This window comes from Pseudomonas thivervalensis (genome assembly GCF_001269655.1).
Lineage (GTDB): Bacteria > Pseudomonadota > Gammaproteobacteria > Pseudomonadales > Pseudomonadaceae > Aquipseudomonas > Aquipseudomonas thivervalensis.
This window is the reverse complement of sequence record NZ_LHVE01000020.1, coordinates 725,918-747,858: the sequence shown is the minus strand read 5'-3', so window position 1 is coordinate 747,858 and position 21,941 is coordinate 725,918. Positions and strand designations below refer to the sequence as shown.

Genomic DNA, 21,941 nt, shown 5'->3' with positions numbered 1-21,941 from the left:
GATCAAAAGATCGCAGGCTTCGCCAGCTCCTACAGAGTCCAGCGGGAGCAAGCTCCCTCGCCACAAGAGCTTGTCAGAGCTTGGCCTTCACCGCCGCCAACGCATCCTTGCCATCCAGGGTCTTCACACCGTCGAGCCATTTATCCAGCACCGCCGGGTTGGCCTTGATCCACGCCTTGGCCGCGTCGGCATTGCTGACCTTGTTGTTCACTACCTCGGCCATGATGCTGTTTTCCATTTCCTGGGTGAAACTCAGGTTGGTCAACAGCTTGCCCACGTTCGGGCAGGCCTGTGCATAACCCTTGCGGGTCAAGGTATAGACGCTGCCGGTGTCACCGAAGTATTTCTCGCCGCCCTTGAGGTAGTGCATTTTCAATTGCACGTTCATCGGGTGCGGGGTCCAGCCGAGGAAGGTCACGAATTTCTGCTTCTTCACCGCCCGGGAGACTTCCGCCAGCATCGCCTGCTCACTGGACTCCACCAGCTTCCACTCGCCCATGCCGAAGTCATTGGTCTTGATGATTTCTTTCAGTGAGAGGTTGGCCGGGGCGCCGGAACCGATGCCGTAGATCTTCTTGTCGAACTTGTCGGCGAATTTGTTCAGGTCGGCAAAGTTATGCACACCCGCATCCCAGACGTAGTCCGGGACCGCCAGGGTGAACTCGGTGCCGTCCAGGTTCTTCGCCAGTTGCGTGACGTCGCCATTGGCCACGAATTTATCATAGAAGCCTTGCTGTGCCGGCATCCAGTTACCCAGGAACACATCCACCTGGCCGTCCTTGAGGCCACCGAAGGTGATCGGCACGGCGAGGGTGTCGACCTTGGCCTTGTAGCCCATCCCGTCCAGCAGGAAACCGGTGATGGCGTTGGTCGCGGCAATGTCGCTCCAGCCCGGATCGGCCATCTTCACCGTTTCGCAGCTCTGCTCGGCCCAGGCCGAAACACTGCTCAACGCCAACAGTCCAGCGGTCAGTACTGTGGATAACTTTTGCATGTGCGTGCCCCTTACGTTATTGGTTTTGGCAGGGTTGTGGATAACGGGCCTTGCGCTCCAGATCGTCGAGGTCGATGTGGTTGCGCATGTATTGCTGGCTGGCGTCCACCAGCGGCTGGTGGTCCCAGCTCTTGAGTTTGCCCAGGGTCAGCGCCTGGGCGACAAAACGGCGGCGGCGCTGGCTGGCGAGCACCTGTTGGTGAATCGTCGGAATATCCCATTTAGCGCGGGCTTCGGCGAGAAAATCGGCGAACAGGGCTTGATGCTCCGCAGATTGGCTGAGATTTTCCAATTCCTTGGAGTCATTGCGTACATCGAACAGCAGGCACGGATCGTCTTCGCTGTAGATGAATTTCCACGGGCCACGACGGATCATCATCAACGGGCTGACGGTGCCCTCGGCCATGTACTCACCGAAGACTTCGTCATGGCCGCCCTGCCCTTGCAGATGCGGCACCAGCGAACGGCCATCCAGCGGCAAGCCCGGTTCCAGCGTGCCACCGGCCAGTTCCACCAGGGTCGGCAGTAAGTCGGCGGTGGACACGGCCGCGCTCACCCGGCCGCTGGCGAACTGCCCCGGTGCGCTGATCAGCAACGGTACGCGAGCGGCCATTTCGAACCAGTGCATTTTGTACCAGAGGCCCTTTTCGCCGAGCATGTCCCCGTGATCGCCGGAGAATACGATGATCGTGTCGTCCAGCAGACCGGTGTCCTCCAAGGTTTGCAGGAGCTTGCCGACGTTGCTGTCAATGTAGCTGCACGCGCCGAAATAGGCGCGGCGGGCGTCGCGAATATTATCCACAGGCAGTGGCTTGTCCCACAGGTCATAGACCTTCAGCAGCCGCTGGGAGTGTGGATCAAGGTCCACTTGCGCCGGGGTCTGGGGCAACGGGATGTCATTGTCGTCATACAAATCCCAGAAGGCCTTGGGAATCGTGTACGGGTCGTGTGGGTGGGTCATCGACACGGTCAGGCAGAACGGCTGGTCACCGTCCTCGCGGATGTGATCGAACAGGTACTGCTGGGCCTTGAACACCACTTCTTCATCGAAATCCAGCTGGTTGGTGCGCACGCAAGGCCCTGCCTGCAACACCGACGACATGTTGTGATACCAGCTCGGCCGCACGTCCGGCTCGTCCCAGTTCACCGCCCAACCGTAGTCGGCCGGGTAAATGTCACTGGTCAGGCGCTCTTCGTAGCCGTGCAGTTGGTCGGGGCCGCAAAAGTGCATCTTGCCGGACAACGCCGTGCGGTAGCCGAGGCGGCGCAGGTAATGGGCGTAGGTCGGCACGTCTGCGGGAAAGTCCGCCGCGTTGTCGTAGGCGCCGATCTTGCTCGGCAACTGGCCGCTCACCAGGGTAAAACGCGACGGCGCACACAACGGGCTGTTGCAATAGGCGGCGTCGAACACCACGCCCTCGGCGGCCAGGCGCGACAGGTTCGGCAGCTTGATCGGCGAAGGACCGTAGATCGGCAACATTGGCGCGGCCATTTGATCGGCCATGATGAAAAGAATGTTCTTGCGCTTCATGTAATCGCGGCATTCCATAGTAGGCAGTTATGCGACATTGCTGCGATTGAGCATGTAGCCCCCGGGTTTTGGGGTAAAGCCCATGCAGGATAATGACTAGGATAAGCACAGCTTATGTATGACGCCCTGGGTAACCTGTCCCTGGAACTGTTCCGAGCCTTTGAAGCCGCCGCCCGCCAACAGAGCTTTACGGCGGCAGCGATTGAGCTGGGCACCACGCAACCGGCCATCAGCCAGCAGATCAAGCGCCTGGAAGAGCAACTGGGTACGCGATTATTCGACCGCATCTACCGCGGCATCGAACTGACCGAGGCGGGCACGATCCTGTTCGAGCAGGTACAGGCCGGTTTGCAGAGCATCGACGCCGGACTGAGCGCGATCACCGCACAGCACCAGCATGAAGTGCTGCAGGTCGCCACGGACTTTGCCTTCGCCGCCTATTGGCTGATGCCGCGCCTGCATCGCTTTCATGCCGCCAATCCGCAGGTGGATGTCAGCCTGGTGACCAGCGAACGCAACCACAACATGCTCCGTACCGATATCGACGTTGCCGTACTGTTCGGCGACGGTCGCTTCAAACAAGGCGAAAGTCGCTGGCTGTTCAGCGAAGAAGTCTTTCCCGTATGCAGTCCGCTGCTGCTCAAGGAGCGTCCCCTGCCCTTGCCCGCCCAAGCCTTGGCGGAATTTCCATTGCTGCACCTGCGCGCGGGCAACAGCAACAGCTGGTTCGACTGGAGTGGCGTATTTCGCGAATTGGGCATTACCTCGCCGCCGGCACCCGGGCAGTTGCGCTTCGACAACTACACGCTACTCATCCAGGCAGCGATTGGCGGCCAAGGTGTCGCCATCGGCTGGCGACACCTTGTGGATAACTTATTGGCCCAGGGCCTGTTGTGCCGTCCGATTGCGGAAACGGTGTTGTCGCGACTGGGCTATTACGTGGTCTTGCCCCAGCGTAAACGGCGCGGTGTGTTGATCCGGCAATTCGTCGATTGGCTGATGGAAGAACAGGCCAACAGTGCCGAATCGTTGACGGGATTGCCGTTGCCGTCGATTGCCGTATGAGATTGCTCTGATTTTCGAGGGCCGCTACGCGGCCCAGCGCGAGCAAGCTCCCTCGCCACAGGGTTTGCCTCTAGATGGCGGGCACGAAATCCACGTGCTCACCCACATGCAGGTTCAGGCGCAGTTCGTCGGCGATACCGACCGCCACACGGTTGAGCCGCTGCAGGGATTCGGCCAGGCCCGGTTCGAGGCTGGTGCTGACCTGGCTGAAATGTTCGATGCCCAGGCCAGGCGCGGCATAGGGCGCGTTGATCAAGGTCCACTGCAACGTGCTGTGCTTCAGGGCGTCGAGCACTTCTTCGGCGGCATGGCGCTGCAAATCGTCATCGGCCTGTTCTTCGTCGAGCATCGCAAAGTCGCCCACCAGGAACAGCCGTGTAATGTTCACCGCTTGCATGCCAGCGATCAGTGCGTCCACCGCCAGGACTTGCTCCACCGGGCCGGGAATCAAGGTGCGCTCCACGTGCTCGCTGTTCATCGGCAGCCCCGGTGCGTTCAATAGACACACCACGGCGCTGGCACCGGCGACACTTTGCTTGACCCGCTCCGGGTCGAACAGATCGCCGGTCTTGGTCCGCAGGCCCGGGCGTGGAGCCAGGGCAGTAAGATCGTCGAGAATGGCGATGACCTCATGCTGGCGCCGCAGCAATTCAGCCATCAACGCACTGCCGAGGCTGCTCATGGCACCATAGAGCACCACTTTGATGACCGGGGTTTCGGCGTTTTTCATGGCTGTTTTTCCTCGTTGTCCCGCCTGTAAAGGCTCTGACCCGCAGGAAACCAAGAGGGTTCGCCTCTTTATCAAGGAGTGACCGATGCAACGGATCAAGGGTTACCACGCCCACGTGTATTTCGACGCCAACACCCTCGACCAGGCGCGAGCCCTGTGTGAGGAAGCGGCGCAGTTGTTCCCGCTGAAAATGGGCCGCGTCCACCAACGCCCGGTCGGCCCGCACCCGGACTGGAGCTGTCAGTTGGCGTTCGATCCGCAGTACATCGGCGTGGTCCTGCCGTGGCTGGCGCTCAATCGCAAGGGCCTGGTGATTTTCCTGCACCCGGAAACCGGCGATGACCTGATCGACCATACCGAACATGCGATCTGGATGGGCGCGGTGCGACCGTTGAATCTTTCAGCCTTCAAAGCAAAAACCTGATTTACCCCTTGTGGCGAGGGAGCTTGCTCCCGCTCGGTCGCGCAGCGGCCGCAAAATCCTGGGGCCGCTTCGCAGCCCAGCGGGAGCAAGCTCCCTCGCCACAAAAGCACTGCAACCACCAGCAACATCAGCAACATCAGCAACATCAGCAACATCAGCAACATCAGCAACATCAGCAACATCAGCAACATCAGCAACATCAGCAACATCAGCAACATCAGCAACACAGCAACACAGCAACACAGCAACACCAGCAACACCAGCAACACCAGCAACACAGCAACACACAGCAACACAGGCTCGCTTGGCCAGCCATCAGCCATTGCTGCGGCGAAAGGCTGCTGAAAGCTTGCGCGATTAGGATCGCCCCACCTACCGGCAATAGACCGGTGGCCTACAGCGAGCTTTCCTGATGCTCGTGCGGCCTTTTTAACAACAACAATGGTGATTCCGATGTCCGCTGCTACCCGTCCCGCTGCACCCACTCCATCCGTCCGCCCCGTGCTCTGCATCCTGCGCTGACCTGTCCGGTTCGCATTTCATAGCCGCGCCACGCCTGGAGTATTTCCCATGCTGACTTTCCTTGGCTTCGCCATGGTCATCACGTTCATGTTCCTGATCATGACCAAGCGCCTGTCCGCGCTGATCGCCCTGATCATCATCCCGATTTTGTTCGCCCTGTTCGGTGGTTTCGCGCCGAAGATCGGCCCGATGATGCTCGAAGGCATCACCAAGCTCGCCCCGACCGGGGTGATGCTGATGTTCGCAATTCTCTATTTCGCCCTGATGATCGATTCCGGCCTGTTCGACCCGGCCGTGCGCAAGATCCTCAAGCTGGTCAAGGGCGACCCGTTGAAAGTTTCGGTCGGTACCGCCGTCCTGGCGCTCGTCGTTTCCCTTGATGGTGACGGCGCGACCACTTACATGATCTGCGTGGCCGCGATGCTGCCGCTCTACAGCCGCATCGGCATGAGCCCGCGCATCATGGCCGGCCTGATCATCCTCGCCGGCGGCGTGATGAACATGACCCCGTGGGGCGGCCCGACGGCCCGGGCAGCCAGTGCGCTGCACGTGGACCCGTCCGACATCTTCGTGCCGATGATCCCCGCCATGCTGGCCGGTGTTGCCGCGATCCTGGCGATTTCCTACATGTACGGCAAACGCGAGCGTGCGCGCCTGGGTGAATTGCACCTGGCGGGCGACGAGATCGATCACAGCGAAATCAGCGTGTCCCAGTTCCCGGACGCCCGCCGTCCGAAGCTGATCTGGTTCAACGGCGCGCTGACCCTGGCTCTGATGTGCACCTTGATCGCCGGCTTGTTGCCGTTGCCGGTGCTGTTCATGGTGGCCTTCAGTATCGCGATGATCGTCAACTACCCGTGCCTGCAACAGCAGAAAGACCGCGTCGCGGCGCACGCCGGCAGCGTATTGGCGGTGGTCGGGCTGATTTTCGCGGCGGGGATCTTCACCGGCATCCTGTCCGGTACTGGCATGGTCGACGCCATGTCCAAGAGCCTGTTGGCGGTCATCCCGGATTTCCTCGGTCCTTACCTGGCGGTGATCACCGCATTGGTGAGCATGCCGTTCACTTTCTTCATGTCTAACGATGCATTTTATTACGGGGTGTTACCGGTTTTGGCCGAAGCAGCCAGCCATTACGGCATCACCGCCGTGGAAATGGCCCGTGCCTCCATCGTCGGCCAGCCCGTCCACCTGTTGAGCCCACTGGTTCCGTCGACTTACCTGCTGGTAGCCTTGGCCGGGATCGAGTTCGGCGATCACCAGCGCTTCACCTTGAAGTGGGCAGTACTGGTTTGCCTGTGCATAATGTTCGCCGCCTTGCTGATGGGGATTTTTCCGCTGTTCAGCACTCTATAAAAGCAATGCCCGCTGCGCCGCCCCTGTCGGGTCACCGAAGGCGCGGCGCGGCCTAACACTCGCTCAAAGGAACTCACATGGAATGGCTGACCAACCCGGAAATCTGGGTTGCCTTCTTTACCCTGACCGCCCTGGAAATCGTCCTGGGCATCGACAACATCATCATGATCTCGATCCTGGTCAGCCGCATGCCCAAGCACATGCAGGCGCGCACCCGAATCTTCGGCCTGGCGCTGGCCATGGTCACGCGGATCCTGTTGCTGCTGTCCATCACCTGGGTCATGCGCCTGACGGCCGATTTGTTCGAAGTGTTCGGCCAGGGCATCTCCGGTCGTGACCTGATCCTGTTCTTCGGTGGCCTGTTCCTGCTGTGGAAAAGCTCCCAGGAGATGTACCACGCGCTGGAAGGCGAAGATGAAAGCAACGACGAGCCTTCAGGCAAGGGCGGCAATTTCATCTACACCATCATCCAGATCGCGATCATCGACATCGTGTTCTCCCTGGACTCGGTCATTACCGCGGTCGGCATGGTCTCCCACGTACCGGTCATGGTCGCGGCAATCGTCGTCGCCGTGCTGGTGATGATGCTGGCTTCGGGCACCATCAGCACGTTCATCGACAAGCACCCGTCGCTGAAGATGCTGGCGCTGTCGTTCCTGCTGGTGGTCGGTACCGTCCTGATCGCCGAGTCGTTCGACGTGCACGTGCCAAAAGGCTATGTCTACTTCGCCATGGCGTTCTCCCTGGCGGTGGAAGCGGTCAACATCAAGATGCGCACCGCGATTGCACGCAAGCGCAAGCAGCAGGATCCGGTGAAACTGCGCAAGGACATGCCGGGTCAGTAACGGTATGGGGCAGTGAATGAAAGGGGCTCTTGGAGCCCCTTTTTCATGCCAGCAGGAAAGCGGCCGGAAGCAATACCTGTGGGAGCGAGCTTGCTCGCGATGAGGCCATGACCGTCAATATCTTCCTTGGCTTTCAGACCGCTATCGCGAGCAGGCTCGCTCCCACAGGGGGTTTGGGTGTTTTCGAGGAATGTATTTTCATGACAGTTTTGTTTCAATCGATTCTTTAGCTGTGCAATGCTGGCGCCCGAACCGTTCGCCAACTACAGCTTAAGTACAAGAACGAAGAATGTGGCATCGTCAATTTGTTCCTTTGGGACGCTAACAGGGGGCCTCTCATGCTGACCCTGCTCAATTTGCTCTCCGCCGTGGCCCTGCTGATCTGGGGCACGCATATCGTGCGTACCGGCATCCTGCGGGTCTACGGCTCGAACCTGCGCCATGTCATTGGCCAGAATATGTCCCGGCGCTGGCTGGCGTTTATCGCGGGGATCATGGTCACGGCCATGGTCCAGAGCAGCAACGCCACGGCCATGCTCGTCACCTCGTTCGTCGGCCAAGGCCTGATGGCGCTGACCCCCGCCCTGGCGACCATGCTCGGCGCCGACGTCGGTACCGCGCTGATGGCACGGGTGCTGACCCTCGACCTGTCGTGGCTGTCACCGCTGCTGATTTTCCTCGGGGTGATTTTTTTCCTCTCGCGCAAACAGACCCGCGTCGGGCAAATGGGCCGGGTCAGTATCGGGCTGGGCCTGATCATCCTGGCGCTGCAATTGATCGTCGAAGCCGCCGCGCCCATCACCCATGCCCAAGGCGTGAAAGTGATCTTCGCCTCGCTGACCGGCGACATCCTGCTCGATGCCCTGGTCGGCGCGCTGTTCGCGATGATCTCCTATTCCAGCCTGGCCGCCGTGCTGCTGACCGCGACACTGGCCGGCGCCGCGGTGATCAGCCTGCCGGTGGCCATCGGTCTGGTGATCGGTGCCAACATCGGCAGCGGCATCCTGGCGTTCCTCAGCACCAGCATGCAGAACACCGCCGGACGCCAAGTGGCGCTGGGCAGCTTGTTGTACAAGCTGATCGGGCTGGTGTTGATCATTCCGGTGCTCGATCCGCTGGTGGGCTGGCTCGATAGCCTGGATTTCAGCCCCCAGGAAACGGTGATCGGCTTTCATCTGCTCTACAACTCCGTGCGCTGCCTGGTGTTGCTGCCCAGCGTCGGCCCGATGGCCCGGCTCTGTGCCTGGCTGCTGCCGGAACGGCCCGAAACCAACGGCACGGCCAAGCCTCGCCACCTTGACCCTACGGCGCTCGCCACCCCGAGCCTGGCCCTGGCAAACGCGGCCCGGGAGACCTTGCGCATTGGCGACCTGATCGAAAACATGCTCGAAGCCATGCTGGACGTGCTGCGCGGTGCGCAAACGGCGGTGACCCAGGACGTGCGGCGCATGAGCGATGACGTCGAGGCGCTGTGCAGTGCCATCAAGTTGTACATGGCGCAGATGCCCCGTGAGGACCTCAGCGAACAGGACAGCCGCCGCTGGGCGGAAATCATCGAGTTGGCGATCAACCTCAAGCTGGCCAGCGACCTCATCGAGCGCATGTTGCGCAAGGTCCAGCAGCAGAAAACCTCGCAGCGCCGCTCCTTTTCCGAGGTCGGCCTGGAGGAATTGGCGGGGCTGCACAGCCACTTGATCGCCAACCTGCGGCTGGGCTTGTCGGTATTCCTCAGCGCCGACCGGGAAAGCGCCCGGCAGTTGCTGCGTGAGAAACGTCGCTTTCGGGCGCAGGAACGGCGCATGGCCCACGCCCATGTCAGCCGCTTGCAGCGCAAAGTCGTACAAAGCCTGGAGACCAGTTCCCTGCACTTGGAGCTGATCGCCGACATGAGGCGCCTCAATTCGCTGTTTTGCGGCAGTGCCTATGTGGTGTTGGAAACGTCCGAGATCGGCGCGCTGGCGGTCGATGAAATTTCCGACATTACCCATTCGCCGTGAACGACTGGCGCATTGGTCAGTCAGTAACAATGTCAGTCAAAAACAGTGGCCCGGGCCTGAAAGCGTTCACCGGCCCGCCTGCTCCCGTTGTCATGAACACCGCATAGATTCGATAGGGGGAGCGAGCCGACTCCGGGCGACACTCCGCCGATGACGGCCCGCCCGGCACCATGGACCACTCAGCCGCCAGGAAGCCCTTATGCGTTGTCTGTTGCTCGCCTTTCTTTTGCTCGGCTCACTGCCCGTGGTTGCCCTGGACCGGTTCCAGGTCGAAGGCTATACGCTGCCCAACGGCATGCAACTGCTGCTCAAGCCTGGCACCGAGCGCGGGCATGTGGCGATCCGGCTGGTGGTCGGCGTGGGCCTGGACGATTTCAATTGCGCCGACAAAGAGCTGCCGCACCTGCTCGAACACCTGCTGTTCAGCGGTGTCGACGAAAGTGGCGAAGGCGGCCTGGAAGAGCGCATGCAGGCCTTGGGTGGCGAGTGGAACGCCTTCACCAGCAACGCCGACACCACGTTCGTCATCGAGGCGCCGGCACGCAATCAACGCAAGGTCCTGGACCTGCTGCTGGCGCTGTTGACCCGCACCCGTATCGATGAAAAGGCCCTGGAAGCAGCCAAGCGGGTGGTGGAACGCGAAGACGGCGGCCACTACACCCACCTGCAACGCTGGCTCGATCACCAGGATCTGGGGCACAAGGCCAGCAACCAGCTTGCGGTTGAGTTGGGCCTGCGCTGCGCGGAACGGGCCGAGGTCCAGCGCCATACCCTCGCCCGCCTCGAACACGTGCGCAAGACCTGGTACGCACCGAACAACATGACCCTGATCGTGGTCGGCGATCTCGACCGCCTGCTGCCGGCCTATCTGGAACGCGCCTTTGGCGAACTCGAGCCGGTGGAGCCCAGCGCCCACGAGGCGCTGTCGCAGATCCGCTACAAGGCGGTCACCAAGCGCAACCTGACCCGTGGCCTGGTCGGCGACAGCGCCAAGCTGCATTGGCTGTTCCCGGAACCGGTGCTGGACGAGCAGCATGACGAGACGTTCGACCTGCTCAAGGATTACCTGGATTGGGCGCTCTATCGCCAATTGCGCCTGGACCGCAGCCTGTCCTACGGACCGTGGACCGAACGTGAAGTGTTCGGCGGCGTCGGCTTTTTCAGCCTGAACGCCGACCTGTCCCGCGAAGACTTGCCCGAAGCCGAGCAGGCGCTGGAGGAAATGCGCAAGGCCTTGCTCAAGGATGGCCTGGACCCCGCCAGTTTCGTGCGCATCAAACGCGCGGCCATTGCCCATCAGTCCTGGGCGGTTCAAGGCAACAGCGCATTGGCCGATTACTACTGGGGCGCACTGGGGGACTACGAAGACGGCCGCTTCGCCAACCCGGCCGTCCGCCTGCAGGAGGTGAGCCTGGAACAGGCCAACGTGGCCCTGCGCGAACTGCTCAAGGACCCGGGTTACCTGCGCATCGAGAAGCCGTTGCTCAGTGATGACGAGTTCGTTTGGGGGATGGCTGGTTTGCTGGGGTTGTTGTTGCTCGGATTGGTGATGTGGAGGGTACGCCGGCGTAGGAGCTGACGAGTGCAACGAGGCTGCGATCTTTCCCCTGACGCTTGAATCTCAAGTGAAAGATCAAGATCAAAAGATCGCAGTCTTCGGCAGCTCCTACAGGGCGGTGCCAAGCCACAAGAGCACTCGTCACATCGCTGTCCTGGCGATACTCTGTCAGGGATATTTCCTACGACTTACTGTGAAACCACTGAATGCAAAACCTGACGGTCTATATCCAGCGCATCCTTGAATTGATGAAGCGCTACCCAGGGGTCATTGCGCTCGGGGGGTTCATCTCCGGGGTCGGCAGTTTCATGCTGGTGGACCGCCAGCAGGGCCTGGCGACCTGGATCGCCATCATGATGCTGGTGAGCTGGCTCTGGCTGATGGTGGAGAACAGCATGACCCGGCTGTTCACGCGGATTTTCAAGCGAGAAATTCCCCAGCCGCTGTTGCGCTACGCCACGCAGATGATTCACCAGGAAAGCCTGTTTTTCGTCCTGCCGTTTTTCTTCATCACCACCACCTGGAACAGCAGCCAGCTGCTTTTCACTGGCCTGCTGACGATCGCGGCGCTGATCTCGATCACCGACCCGCTGTATTACAAATGGCTGGCGCCCCGGCGCTGGGCGTTCCTGGCGTTGCACACGCTGACGCTGTTCGCCGCCCTGCTCACCGCGTTGCCGGTCATCTTGCACCTGACCACCGACCAGAGCTTCAAGCTGGCCCTGGGCATTGCCATGCTGCTGTCGTTCCCCAGCCTGGCCTCGATCTTCCCGATCCGCACCGTGCGCAACGCCCTGGCGATCCTCTGCATCACCGTGGGAATTGGCGCCGCCGGCTGGGTGCTGCGCTCCTGGGTGCCGCCGGCCACGCTGTGGATGACCGAAGTGGCGATCAGCACTCAAGTGGAGGACCGCACGCCGGGCGCCAGTCTCAAGCAGGTCAGCGCGGCGCAGATTCGCGGCAATGGCCTGTACGCCTACACGGCCATCAACGCACCGCGTGGGCTCGACGAGCGGATTTATCACGTCTGGCAGTTCAACGGCAAAGAAGTCGACCGCATCGCCCTGGACATCCACGGCGGGCGCAAGGAAGGCTATCGCGCCTGGACCCACAAGCAGAACTTCCCGGACAACCCGACCGGCAAATGGCAGGTGCGGGTGCTCACGGAAAACGGCCAGATGATCGGCGTGCTGCGTTTCGAGGTGACGGACTGAAGGTCCTTCGGACCCTATCGCGAGCAAACCCACCGGTCAGCCAAAGAACCAGTAGCAAACGCCAATCGCTGCCACGACCCCGGCCAACTCCGCCAGCAGCGCACAGCCCACGGCATGCCGCGCCCGCTGGATGCCCACGGCGCCGAAATAGACCGCCAGTACGTAGAACGTGGTCTCGGTGCTGCCCTGGATGGTCGCCGCCACCAGGGCCGGGAAGCTGTCCACGCCGGAGGTTTTCATGGTCTCGATCAACATCGCCCGGGCGGCGCTGCCGGAGAACGGCTTGACCATGGCAGTCGGCAAGGCATCGACGAAACGCGTGTCCAGGCCGGCCCACTGCACCAGGTGGCGAATGCCGTCCAGGCCGAAATCCAGCGCCCCCGACGCCCGCAACACACCGACGGCGCAGAGCATGGCCACCAAGTAGGGCAGCAAGCTCTTGGCAACGTCGAACCCTTCTTTGGCGCCTTCGACAAAGGCTTCATACACCTTGACCTTGCGCAGTGCGCCCACCACCAGGAACAGGATGATCAGGCCAAACAGCGTCAGGTTGCCGAGGATCGATGACAGCCCGGCCAGCGCCGTGGCCGAGAGCGTCGCCAGCAGTGCCATGAAACCGCCCAACACCAACGCGCCCGGAATCAGGTAAGCGAGCACCACCGGGTCCCACAGGCGCAGGCGCTGCATGAACGCCACGGACAGCAGCCCCATCAGGGTCGAGGCGCTGGTGGCGAGCAGGATCGGCAGGAACACCAGGGTCGGGTCCGGCGCGCCTTGCTGGGCGCGGTACATGAAGATGGTCACCGGTAGCAGCGTCAGCGACGAGGCGTTGAGCACCAGGAACAGGATCTGCGCATTGCTGGCGATGGTCGGGCTGGGGTTGAGGTCTTGCAGGGCGCGCATGGCCTTGAGGCCGATGGGGGTGGCCGCGTTGTCCAGCCCCAGGCCGTTGGCGGCGAAGTTGAGGGTGATCAGGCCGATCGCCGGGTGGCCGGCGGGCACTTCCGGCATCAAGCGCAAGAACAGCGGGCCGAGGGCCTTGGCCAGCCAGTCGACGATGCCGGCTTTTTCAGCGATGCGCAGGAAGCCCAGCCACAGGGTCAAGGTGCCGAACAGCAGGACCATCACCTCCACCGACAGCTTGGCCATGGCGAAAATGCTTTCCACCATGGCCGCGAAGATCCCGGCGTTGCCGCCGATCAACCACTGCGCCAGCGCCGACACGGCTGCCACGATAAAGAAGCCAAGCCACAGGCCATTGAGCATCGGTTAAATCCCCCGGAAGATGCCGCGAATGATAGCGGGGCTGGCAGAAACGACAAACCCCGGATTGCTCCGGGGTTTGCTTGGCTTGATGTTGAATGTGCCGCCGCCATCGCGAGCAGGCTCGCTCCCACAGGGAACACTCGTCAGTGTGGGAGCGAGCCTGCTCGCGATGGCGGCCTCAAGGCAGGCATCAATTGCTGGAAGTTTCCCCCGCCGGCAGCGGCTCCTTGCTGCGCCAGTGCGGCAGGGAGTTCCAGTAGCGCTGACCCTTGGCATCGTCGTACATGCCTTCCCAACGGGCGATGACCAACACGGCCAGGGCGTTACCGATGACGTTCAGCGCGGTACGGGCCATGTCCATGATGCGGTCGACACCGGCGATGAAGGCCAGGCCTTCCAACGGAATGCCCACGCTGCCCAAGGTGGCCAGCAGCACCACGAACGACACGCCCGGCACGCCGGCGATGCCTTTGGAGGTGACCATCAAGGTCAGCACCAGCAACAATTGCTGGCTGATGGACAGGTCGATGCCGTATAGCTGGGCGATGAAAATCGCCGCGATGCTCTGGTACAAGGTCGAACCGTCGAGGTTGAACGAATAACCGGTCGGCACCACGAAGCTGCAGATGGCTTTCGGCGCACCGTAGGCTTCCATCTTCTCGATCACCCGTGGCAGCACGGTTTCGGAGCTAGCGGTGGAGTAGGCCAATACCAGCTCATCCTTGAAGATGCGCATCAGCTTGAGCACCGAGAAGCCGAACAGGCGAGCAATCAGGCCCAGCACCACGAAGGCGAAGAAGGCGATGGCGACGTAAACCAGGATCACCAGTTTCGCCAACGGCAGCAGGGACGCGAAGCCGAAGTTGGCGACCGTCACCGCGATCAGGGCAAACACGCCGATCGGGGCGTATTGCATGATCATGTGGGTGACCTTGAACATGCTTTCCGACACGCCCTGGAACATTTTCACCAGCGGGTCACGCAGGTCCGATTGCAGGCTGGACAGACCCAGGCCAAACAAGACGGAGAAGAAAATGATCGGCAGCATCTCGCCACGGGCGACAGCGGCAAAGATGTTCGACGGGATCAGGTTGAGGAGGGTCTGGATGAACGCGTGTTCATGCTGGACTTCCGCCGCCGTGGCCTGGTACTTGGAAATATCCACCGTGCCCAGGGTGCTCATGTCGATGCCACTGCCCGGTTGGAAGAAGTTGGCCAGCAGCAGGCCGACGACGATGGCGATGGTGGTGACGATTTCGAAGTAAAGAATGGTCTTGAGACCAATACGCCCGAGCTTCTTGGCATCACCCACCCCGGCGATCCCGACGATCAGCGAGGAAATCACGATCGGGATCACGATCATCTTGATCAGACGGATAAAGATGTCGCCCGCCGGTTGCAACACGTTGCTGATCCACCAGGCCTTCTCGGCACTGAAATGGTTGAGCAGCGCGCCCAATGCAATCCCCAGCACCAGACCGATGAGGATCTGCCAGGCGAGGCTTAGTCGTGCCTTCTTCATATCGTTACCCTTACTTCAGTTGGACTCGGGCAGTGGCGCGAATGGCTCGTCGATGACGAAAAACATTCACGCCGCTGCCCCCGTATAAGGTCACCCCGAGCGCGCGAGCGGCTTACTGGCAGGCGAAAAAAGGCGCAACTATTGCGATGCCAGGGAGGCCCGTCTAATGCCGTAAACGCCTACCCCATGCCGAATCGGCATGAGATTTTCCAAACGAAACCCGCGCTACAAGCGGTTCGAATGCGACATTTGTGCAGGCATAAGTGCCGTGAAGCGGCCATTTCAGCGTAGCTGGGCTATTTCAGCCAAGGGTGAGAAACCGATGAAACGGCGACGAATCGAGGCATGACCGACGAGATAAATTCTCTCGGCATTCTCCGATATACGGTCAGGGAAAGGGCAATAAATTGGCGGGAGGAGACAAAATGCCGCATCACGGGCCGAACCAAGCTCTCCGCAAGTTCGCCAAGCCGTGAGGGCTTCGCGAACCTGCGTCGCAGCTTTTACCTGACCCGGCCCTTTCGCAGGCACCCCTTGTGCCCGTAGGTCACTCCGACGCTCATCCGTCAGAACGTCCCGGCCCCCTGGTCATGCACCGGCCCTCCTCGGGCTGTGCAGCAGAGAAAAGCAGGGCTGCTTTTCCCATTTTCAGAATCAGTACCAGTTCGGATCTTTCTTGAGTTGTTCCATTAACAGTTTCTGCATACCTTCATCGGGCTTGCCGAGAAACCGGTAGTTGGCATGACGGGTCGGGGACTTGTCGGCCGGTAGCCCCGCAGGGACTTCCACCAACATGGCATAGGCCTCGTCCTTATCGAAACGGAAGGCGACGAACAGGCGTGCGCTGCGGCACGTCGCCTGGGTTTCACACAGTGGGCCCACCAGGTACTTGTCGCCGTCTTCCTCGACAGCATTCATCTGTTCCGAATCGCCTGTCAGGTTCATTACCCATTCGGGCAGGCGTTCTTCTTTTTTCACGACGTGCTGCCAAGTCTCGCGGTACTGCGGGTCTGCCTGCAGCAACTGGTTGACGCGCATCTGTCCGTCATTGGCAGCCATTGCCATGGCACTGCCGCCCAGTAACAGGGCGGCGGCCAGTCCTTTTAATGAAACGCTCATGGTCAGCCTCGGCCACGACGGCCAAAGAAGAAGGAAGCGATGAACATCACCAGAAACACGACAAAGAGAATCTTGGCGATGCCCGTGGCGGTGCCTGCGATACCACCGAAGCCCAGTACGGCGGCGATGATGGCAATGATCAGGAAGGTAATTGCCCAGCTCAACATGGTGATTCTCCTTACGCTTTTCTATTTAGTGAGGGTCTGGCGGTGATGGTTCCGGCGCGGTGGACGACCGGTACATCGGGGTTAAAACACCCAGCGCTCTTCACGCGGCATGTCGGTCACCGGCTGAACCTGATCGACATCCATCATGCGCATGGAAGCGGCAGCATCCTTGAGGCTGCTGACGGCGCTGAAATGGGTTTGTGGGGCACGCTGGATCGACACTTGCGGCGCCTCTGGTTGTTGACGCTCATGCCAGAGCAGCCATTGCTGGCCAATCACGAGCGTGACCAGCAATGCCAGGGCAGCCCATAAGCCCTGCTGGAGGTGCAGAGAAGAGATTCTGAATAGGGCGGCACGTTGACGATTCATCCTGGAATTCCTCCCCACCCGGGTGTGGTGATCTGGTTGAGGCGCTCTTACGCCACGTTGACCAGAGTATTGCAGCCGGCGTGCCAGGAATTTTTATCGGTAAAATATCTTTAAAATCAATAAGTTATAAAAATACCAGAGAACGATGGGAAAGCATCCTGCACGATGCCCCATGCGAACGTCGTGCGTATTGCACGAATGGAAGGAAAAAGACGTTAGGTTGTTTTGGAATTGCCTGTCAGACGCAGCCGTCGGAATCAGCGATACGAACCGTCCGACCCGCAGGAATCATAAAAAAAGGAACTCAAATCAGTCTTTTAGGAGTCAGACGTCCACAGAGGCATTCTCGGTGGGTAATATCCCCTCAGAATTGACCATGCAACTTGCCCGATTTTTCTGACACTAACCAACATCATTCATTAAAGGAGCGTAGGAAAAATGGAATCCGCCACTGAGCACCAAGGCCGCATTCTGCTGGTAGACGATGAGTCTGCCATCCTGCGTACGTTCCGTTACTGCCTGGAAGATGAAGGCTATACCGTCGCCACCGCCAACAGCGCCGCCCAGGCCGACACATTGCTGCAACGCCAGGTGTTCGACCTGTGTTTTCTCGACCTGCGCCTGGGGGAAGACAACGGCCTGGACGTCCTGGCACAAATGCGTATCCAAGCGCCCTGGATGCGGGTGGTGATCGTCACCGCTCACTCGGCCGTCGACACTGCAGTCGATGCCATCCAGGCCGGCGCCGCCGACTACCTGGTCAAGCCTTGCAGCCCGGATCAACTGCGCCTCGCCACCGCCAAGCAACTGGAAGTGCGCCAATTGTCAGCAAGGCTCGAAGCCTTGGAAGGGGAGGTGCGCAAACCCAAGGACGGCCTCGACTCCCACAGCCCGGCAATGAAAGTCGTCCTGGAAACCGCACGCCAGGTCGCCAGCACCGATGCCAACATCCTGATCCTCGGCGAATCCGGCACCGGTAAAGGCGAGCTGGCCCGGGCGATTCATGGCTGGAGCAAGCGCGCGAAGAAATCCTGCGTCACCATCAATTGCCCGTCGCTGACCGCCGAATTGATGGAAAGCGAATTGTTCGGCCACAGCCGTGGGGCCTTCACCGGCGCCAGCGAAAGTACCTTGGGGCGCGTCAACCAGGCTGACGGCGGCACGCTGTTTCTCGACGAGATCGGCGATTTTCCCCTGACGTTGCAACCCAAGTTGTTACGCTTCATCCAAGACAAGGAATATGAGCGGGTAGGGGACCCGGTCACGCGCCGGGCCGATGTGCGGATTCTCGCTGCCACCAACCTCAACCTCGAAGACATGGTGCGCGACGGGCGTTTTCGCGAAGACCTGCTGTATCGCCTGAACGTCATCACCCTGCACCTGCCGCCGCTGCGTGAGCGCGCCGAAGACATCCTGACCCTGGCCGACCGCTTCCTGGCCCGCTTCGTCAAGGAGTACGCGCGCCCGGCCCGGGGCTTCAGCGACGAAGCTCGCGAAGCGCTGCTAGGCTACCGCTGGCCCGGCAACATCCGCGAACTGCGCAACGTGGTCGAACGCGCCAGCATCATTTGCCCACAGGAAAAAGTCGAAATCAGTCACCTGGGCATGGCCGAGCAGCCGGTCAACAATGCACCGCGCATCGGTGCCGCGTTGAGCCTCGACGAATTGGAAAAAGCCCACATCGGCGCGGTGCTGGCCACGGCCGACACCCTCGACCAGGCGGCCAAGACCCTGGGCATCGATGCCTCCACGCTGTATCGCAAACGCAAGCAGTACAACCTGTGAGCGACACCTTATGAAACTGGCGATGAAGCTGCGCACACGACTGTTTCTCAGTATCTCAGCCCTGATCACCGTGGCGTTGCTGGGGCTGGTGCTGGGCCTGGTCAGCGTGATGCAGATGGCCAATACCCAGGAACAATCGGTACGCGACAACTTCATCTTGCTGGACCTGGGCCTCAAGCTGCGCCAGACCCTTGGCGATCAGTTGATGATCATGCTCGACGACAAGCCCGACTTGACTGCGCTGGAGGCATCCAAGCAGCAATACCTGGCGTTGATCGACGAAGGGATCGCCCACGAACGGCAATTGGATGATTCGGCGGTCAGCTTCAGCCGGGCCAAGGCCGACTATGTCGAGTTTCTCGAAGCCTTCACCGCATCGCGCCAGCAGCCGAGCCAGCTCACCGGAATCAAGGAACTGACGGAAAAATTCAACGTGCTGCGTAACGGACTGATCGAGGGTTATCGCGAAGCCTTGACCAACATCAGTGAAACCCAGGACCGCGCCCGTGAACGTGCGATGTGGATTTCCGGACTGCTGGGGCTGGTGGGGTTCGCGGTGCTGATCATCGGCTTCATCACGGCCCATGGTATTGCCCGGCGCTTTGGCGCGCCGATCGAAGCCCTGGCCGCGGCGGCGGATGACATCGGCCAGGGCAATTTCGAGGTCACGCTGCCCATTTCTTCCGCCGCCGAGTTGAATCTGCTGACCCGTCGTTTCGGGGTCATGGCCCAGGCACTGCGCGAACACCAGGCCACCAATGTCGATGAACTGCTCGCCGGCCAGCAACGTTTGCAAGCCGTGCTCGACAGCATCGACGACGGCTTGCTGATGATCGACCGCCAAGGGCGACTGGAGCACCTCAACCCGGTGGCCCAGCGCCAACTGGGCTGGGATGAGGCGCGCTTGGGCCAAGGGCTGGGCGAAGCGCTGGAACGCCTTGAACTCGATGAGGAGTTGCAGCTGGTGCTGCGGGGCGGAAGCCTGGAGCGCGCGCCGGAAGACTTGAGTATCGAGGTCGATGGCGAGTCGCGGGTGCTGACCTACAGCCTCACGCCGGTCTGTCATACCCAGGGTCACATCCTCGGCGCGGTCATGGTGCTGCATGACGTCACTGAACAGCGCGCCTTCGAACGGGTGCGCAGCGAGTTCGTCCTGCGGGCGTCCCACGAGCTGCGCACGCCCGTGACGGGCATGCACATGGCGTTTGGCCTGTTGCAGGAGCGCCTGCATTTTTCCCAGGAATCGCGCGAAGCGGACCTGCTCAACACCGTCACTGAAGAAATGCAGCGGCTGATGCAGCTCATCAATGACTTGCTGAACTTTTCCCGCTACCAGAACGGCCTGCAGAAACTGACCCTGGCGCCTTGCTCCATCGACGATCTGTTGGAAGAGGCCCGGTTGCGCTTCGCCGAACAGGCCCAAGCCAAGGGTGTCGAGCTGCTGGTGGCGATCCAGGGCCCGCTGCCGCGATTGCATGCCGACGCTGCGCAACTGGAGCGAGTGCTCGATAACCTGATCGACAACGCCCTGCGCCACACCGGTGAAGACGGCCAGATCCGCTTGCAGGCCCGGCGCCATGGTGAGCGGGTGATCATCAGTGTCGAAGACAACGGTGAAGGCATTGCCTATGGCCAGCAGGGCCGGATCTTCGAACCGTTCGTCCAGGTCGGACGCAAGAAGGGCGGCGCCGGCCTCGGCCTGGCCCTGTGCAAGGAGATCGTCCAGCTCCATGGTGGACGCATGGGCGTTTATTCAAGGCCGGGGCAGGGCACGCAGTTCTATATGGCGCTGACGGTCTGAGCGGATTCAGGCCTCGTCATCGAGACGGCGCCCGCGCAGGCGCCGTCCCCGAGTAATCAACTCAATGAGCTGCACCGCACTGAGGGCATGGGCGAACAGCCAGCCCTGGCCGAACCTCACCCCTTCGCTGCTCAAGTAGGAGGCCTGGGCTTCATGCTCGATGCCTTCGGCAATCACCTTGAGCTCCAGCGCGTGGGCCATACGGATGATGTGCGGGGCCACACCGCTGCTGGCGGCGTCGTGCCCCAAGGCATCAATGAAGGCCTTGTCGATTTTCAGGCAGTCCACCGGCAGGGTTTGCAGGTAGGCCAGGCTGCAATAACCGGTGCCGAAATCGTCGATCAGCACCTGATGCCCAACGTCACGCAGCGATTGCAGGTTATCCCGGGCGACCAACACATCGATCAGCCCGCGCTCGGTCACTTCGAAAGCAATCTGGTTCGCCGAGACCCGATGCAGGGCCAACAGGCGCGCGATGACTTCGCCAATGCGCGGCACCATCACGTCGCAGGCCGCCAGATTGACCGAGATATACAGCTGCGGATTGGCCCGCAGCAGTTGGCCCAATTGGTCGAACAGTCGTTGCAGCACGAAATCGGTGATCTGGCGGATCTGCCCCGTGTTTTCCGCCATCGGGATAAACAAATCCGGGCTGGTCAGGGTACCGTCCGGTCGTCGCCAACGCAGCAAGGCCTCGGCACCGACGCAGTTGCGGCTGTTCAGGTCGAAAATCGGCTGGTACAGCACCTGCAATTCGCCGCGCCGGATGGCCCCGTGCAGTTCGGCATCGATGGACTGGCGATGGCGTGCCAGCAGAAATACCTGGAAACCAATCCCCAGGCCCAGCACCAGGCTGACGGGCAGCATCCACCAGGCATTGGCCGGGACGTCGAAACCTTTGCGCTGGGCAATCAGCACCAGTTGATATTCCGGGCTGTCGGTGGGCATCCGATAGATCAAACGGGTTTGCGTCACCTGCAAGGCATTTTTGCTTTTCGGTGGCCAAGGCTCCGCGGGCGGCCAGCGTTGTTGGGTGCCCAACACGGGAATGGCTCGCTCGCCGTGATCCAGGACTACCAACAGGCTGCTGCCCGGTGGCAGGTCGACCACGTCGGCCAAGTGCCCACGGGAGGTGGCGACGCGGAAATTGCCACGCCCCAGCATCAAAGCGGCGCGGTCTTCATCGGGTTCGGTGGTGGTATTGAGCCAATAGCTGTAGGTCGGGCCTCGGAGGTCGGGCGGGCGGGTCACCGACAATCCGCTCGCACGCGGACGATTGGTACAGACGCCACTGCCATCGATGTACACCGCTTCATAAACGAAACGGTAATTGAAGCTGACCTCTCGCAACGTCGCGATCATGTCATCGTTGCACCCGCGCAACGGCTGGTTTTGCAGGTCGTCGAGACTTTCACGCAATTGCCCGAAGAGCTGTTCCAGGCGGTGCAGGAAGCGCTCGCCCTGGGCATTCATCTGGTCGCTTTCACGCTGCTGGATCTGCTGCACGACCACGAACAGACTGCCCGCCAGCAGCAGGACGGTACTCAGGGCAGCCGCCACCATCGCCAGGAACAGGGGGCGATGGAGCCAGCTCTGCAGGGTTTCACGGGCAGCCGTCATCATGGGTAATCCGAAAGTTACCAATGAGTTATAGCTTCTGATTTGGATTTGGCCCG

General features: G+C 60.9%; 18 protein-coding genes. 9 read left to right on the top strand and 9 right to left on the bottom strand.

The window, feature by feature from the left end; translation table 11 throughout:
* Positions 1-73 precede the first annotated feature (73 nt).
* A complete protein-coding gene (gene choX, locus AD659_RS28285; RefSeq protein ID WP_014335844.1) occupies positions 74-994 on the bottom strand; it encodes a choline ABC transporter substrate-binding protein in 921 nt (306 codons plus the stop codon).
* Between the two features lie 16 nt (positions 995-1,010).
* Entirely contained in the window at positions 1,011-2,525 is a 1,515-nt protein-coding gene (betC, locus tag AD659_RS28280) for a choline-sulfatase (protein WP_053126935.1), read from the bottom strand.
* Between the two features lie 114 nt (positions 2,526-2,639).
* Between betC and AD659_RS28275 the strand changes: the two genes are divergently transcribed.
* Entirely contained in the window at positions 2,640-3,590 is a 951-nt protein-coding gene (locus tag AD659_RS28275) for a choline sulfate utilization transcriptional regulator (RefSeq protein ID WP_053126933.1), read from the top strand.
* A 70-nt stretch (positions 3,591-3,660) separates the two neighbouring features.
* Here AD659_RS28275 and AD659_RS28270 read toward each other — a convergent pair whose 3' ends face one another.
* Positions 3,661-4,320: an NAD(P)-dependent oxidoreductase gene (locus AD659_RS28270; RefSeq protein ID WP_053126931.1), complete on the bottom strand. Its 660-nt coding sequence runs from the start codon at positions 4,318-4,320 to the stop codon at positions 3,661-3,663.
* Between the two features lie 85 nt (positions 4,321-4,405).
* On the opposite strand from AD659_RS28270, the gene AD659_RS28265 reads away from it, so the two are divergent.
* The 6 genes from AD659_RS28265 to AD659_RS28235 all read left to right on the top strand — a co-directional run bounded on the left by AD659_RS28265 (position 4,406) and on the right by AD659_RS28235 (position 12,236).
* Positions 4,406-4,744, top strand: a complete 339-nt coding sequence (locus AD659_RS28265; protein WP_053126929.1) for a DOPA 4,5-dioxygenase family protein — start codon at positions 4,406-4,408, stop codon at positions 4,742-4,744.
* A gap of 570 nt (positions 4,745-5,314) precedes the next feature.
* Positions 5,315-6,622, top strand: a complete 1,308-nt coding sequence (locus AD659_RS28260) for a CitMHS family transporter (protein ID WP_053126927.1) — start codon at positions 5,315-5,317, stop codon at positions 6,620-6,622.
* A gap of 77 nt (positions 6,623-6,699) precedes the next feature.
* Positions 6,700-7,467, top strand: a complete 768-nt coding sequence (locus tag AD659_RS28255) for a TerC family protein (protein WP_053126925.1) — start codon at positions 6,700-6,702, stop codon at positions 7,465-7,467.
* Positions 7,468-7,805: 338 nt separating this feature from the next.
* Entirely contained in the window at positions 7,806-9,464 is a 1,659-nt protein-coding gene (locus AD659_RS28245) for a Na/Pi cotransporter family protein (protein WP_053126922.1), read from the top strand.
* Positions 9,465-9,663: 199 nt separating this feature from the next.
* Positions 9,664-11,043 (top strand): M16 family metallopeptidase, encoded by a 1,380-nt coding sequence (locus AD659_RS28240; RefSeq protein WP_053126920.1) that lies wholly within the window; start codon positions 9,664-9,666, stop codon positions 11,041-11,043.
* 185 nt (positions 11,044-11,228) lie between these two features.
* The gene (locus tag AD659_RS28235) at positions 11,229-12,236 is read left to right on the top strand and encodes a DUF5924 family protein (protein ID WP_053126918.1); all 1,008 of its coding nucleotides are present in this window, start codon (positions 11,229-11,231) and stop codon (positions 12,234-12,236) included.
* 36 nt (positions 12,237-12,272) lie between these two features.
* On the opposite strand, the gene AD659_RS28230 is transcribed toward AD659_RS28235, so the two are convergent.
* From AD659_RS28230 to AD659_RS28215, 5 genes are all read right to left on the bottom strand, one after another.
* On the bottom strand, positions 12,273-13,502 hold the full coding sequence (locus AD659_RS28230) for a nucleoside recognition domain-containing protein (RefSeq protein WP_053126916.1): 1,230 nt from the start codon (positions 13,500-13,502) through the stop codon (positions 12,273-12,275).
* Between the two features lie 190 nt (positions 13,503-13,692).
* On the bottom strand, positions 13,693-15,024 hold the full coding sequence (gene gltP / locus AD659_RS28225; RefSeq protein ID WP_053126914.1) for a glutamate/aspartate:proton symporter GltP: 1,332 nt from the start codon (positions 15,022-15,024) through the stop codon (positions 13,693-13,695).
* Positions 15,025-15,678: 654 nt separating this feature from the next.
* A complete protein-coding gene (locus tag AD659_RS28220; RefSeq protein WP_053126913.1) occupies positions 15,679-16,143 on the bottom strand; it encodes an inhibitor of vertebrate lysozyme family protein in 465 nt (154 codons plus the stop codon).
* A 2-nt stretch (positions 16,144-16,145) separates the two neighbouring features.
* Entirely contained in the window at positions 16,146-16,310 is a 165-nt protein-coding gene (locus AD659_RS29670; protein WP_003177151.1) for a DUF1328 domain-containing protein, read from the bottom strand.
* An 81-nt stretch (positions 16,311-16,391) separates the two neighbouring features.
* The gene (locus tag AD659_RS28215) at positions 16,392-16,679 is read right to left on the bottom strand and encodes a hypothetical protein (protein WP_053126911.1); all 288 of its coding nucleotides are present in this window, start codon (positions 16,677-16,679) and stop codon (positions 16,392-16,394) included.
* A gap of 438 nt (positions 16,680-17,117) precedes the next feature.
* On the opposite strand from AD659_RS28215, the gene algB reads away from it, so the two are divergent.
* Both algB and AD659_RS28205 read left to right on the top strand, forming a co-directional pair.
* The gene (gene algB / locus AD659_RS28210; protein WP_053126909.1) at positions 17,118-18,464 is read left to right on the top strand and encodes a sigma-54-dependent response regulator transcription factor AlgB; all 1,347 of its coding nucleotides are present in this window, start codon (positions 17,118-17,120) and stop codon (positions 18,462-18,464) included.
* A 10-nt stretch (positions 18,465-18,474) separates the two neighbouring features.
* Complete coding sequence (locus AD659_RS28205; protein WP_053126907.1) at positions 18,475-20,265, top strand: ATP-binding protein; 1,791 nt, start codon at positions 18,475-18,477, stop codon at positions 20,263-20,265.
* A 6-nt stretch (positions 20,266-20,271) separates the two neighbouring features.
* Here AD659_RS28205 and AD659_RS28200 read toward each other — a convergent pair whose 3' ends face one another.
* The gene (locus AD659_RS28200) at positions 20,272-21,885 is read right to left on the bottom strand and encodes an EAL domain-containing protein (RefSeq protein ID WP_053127140.1); all 1,614 of its coding nucleotides are present in this window, start codon (positions 21,883-21,885) and stop codon (positions 20,272-20,274) included.
* Positions 21,886-21,941: the final 56 nt, after the last annotated feature.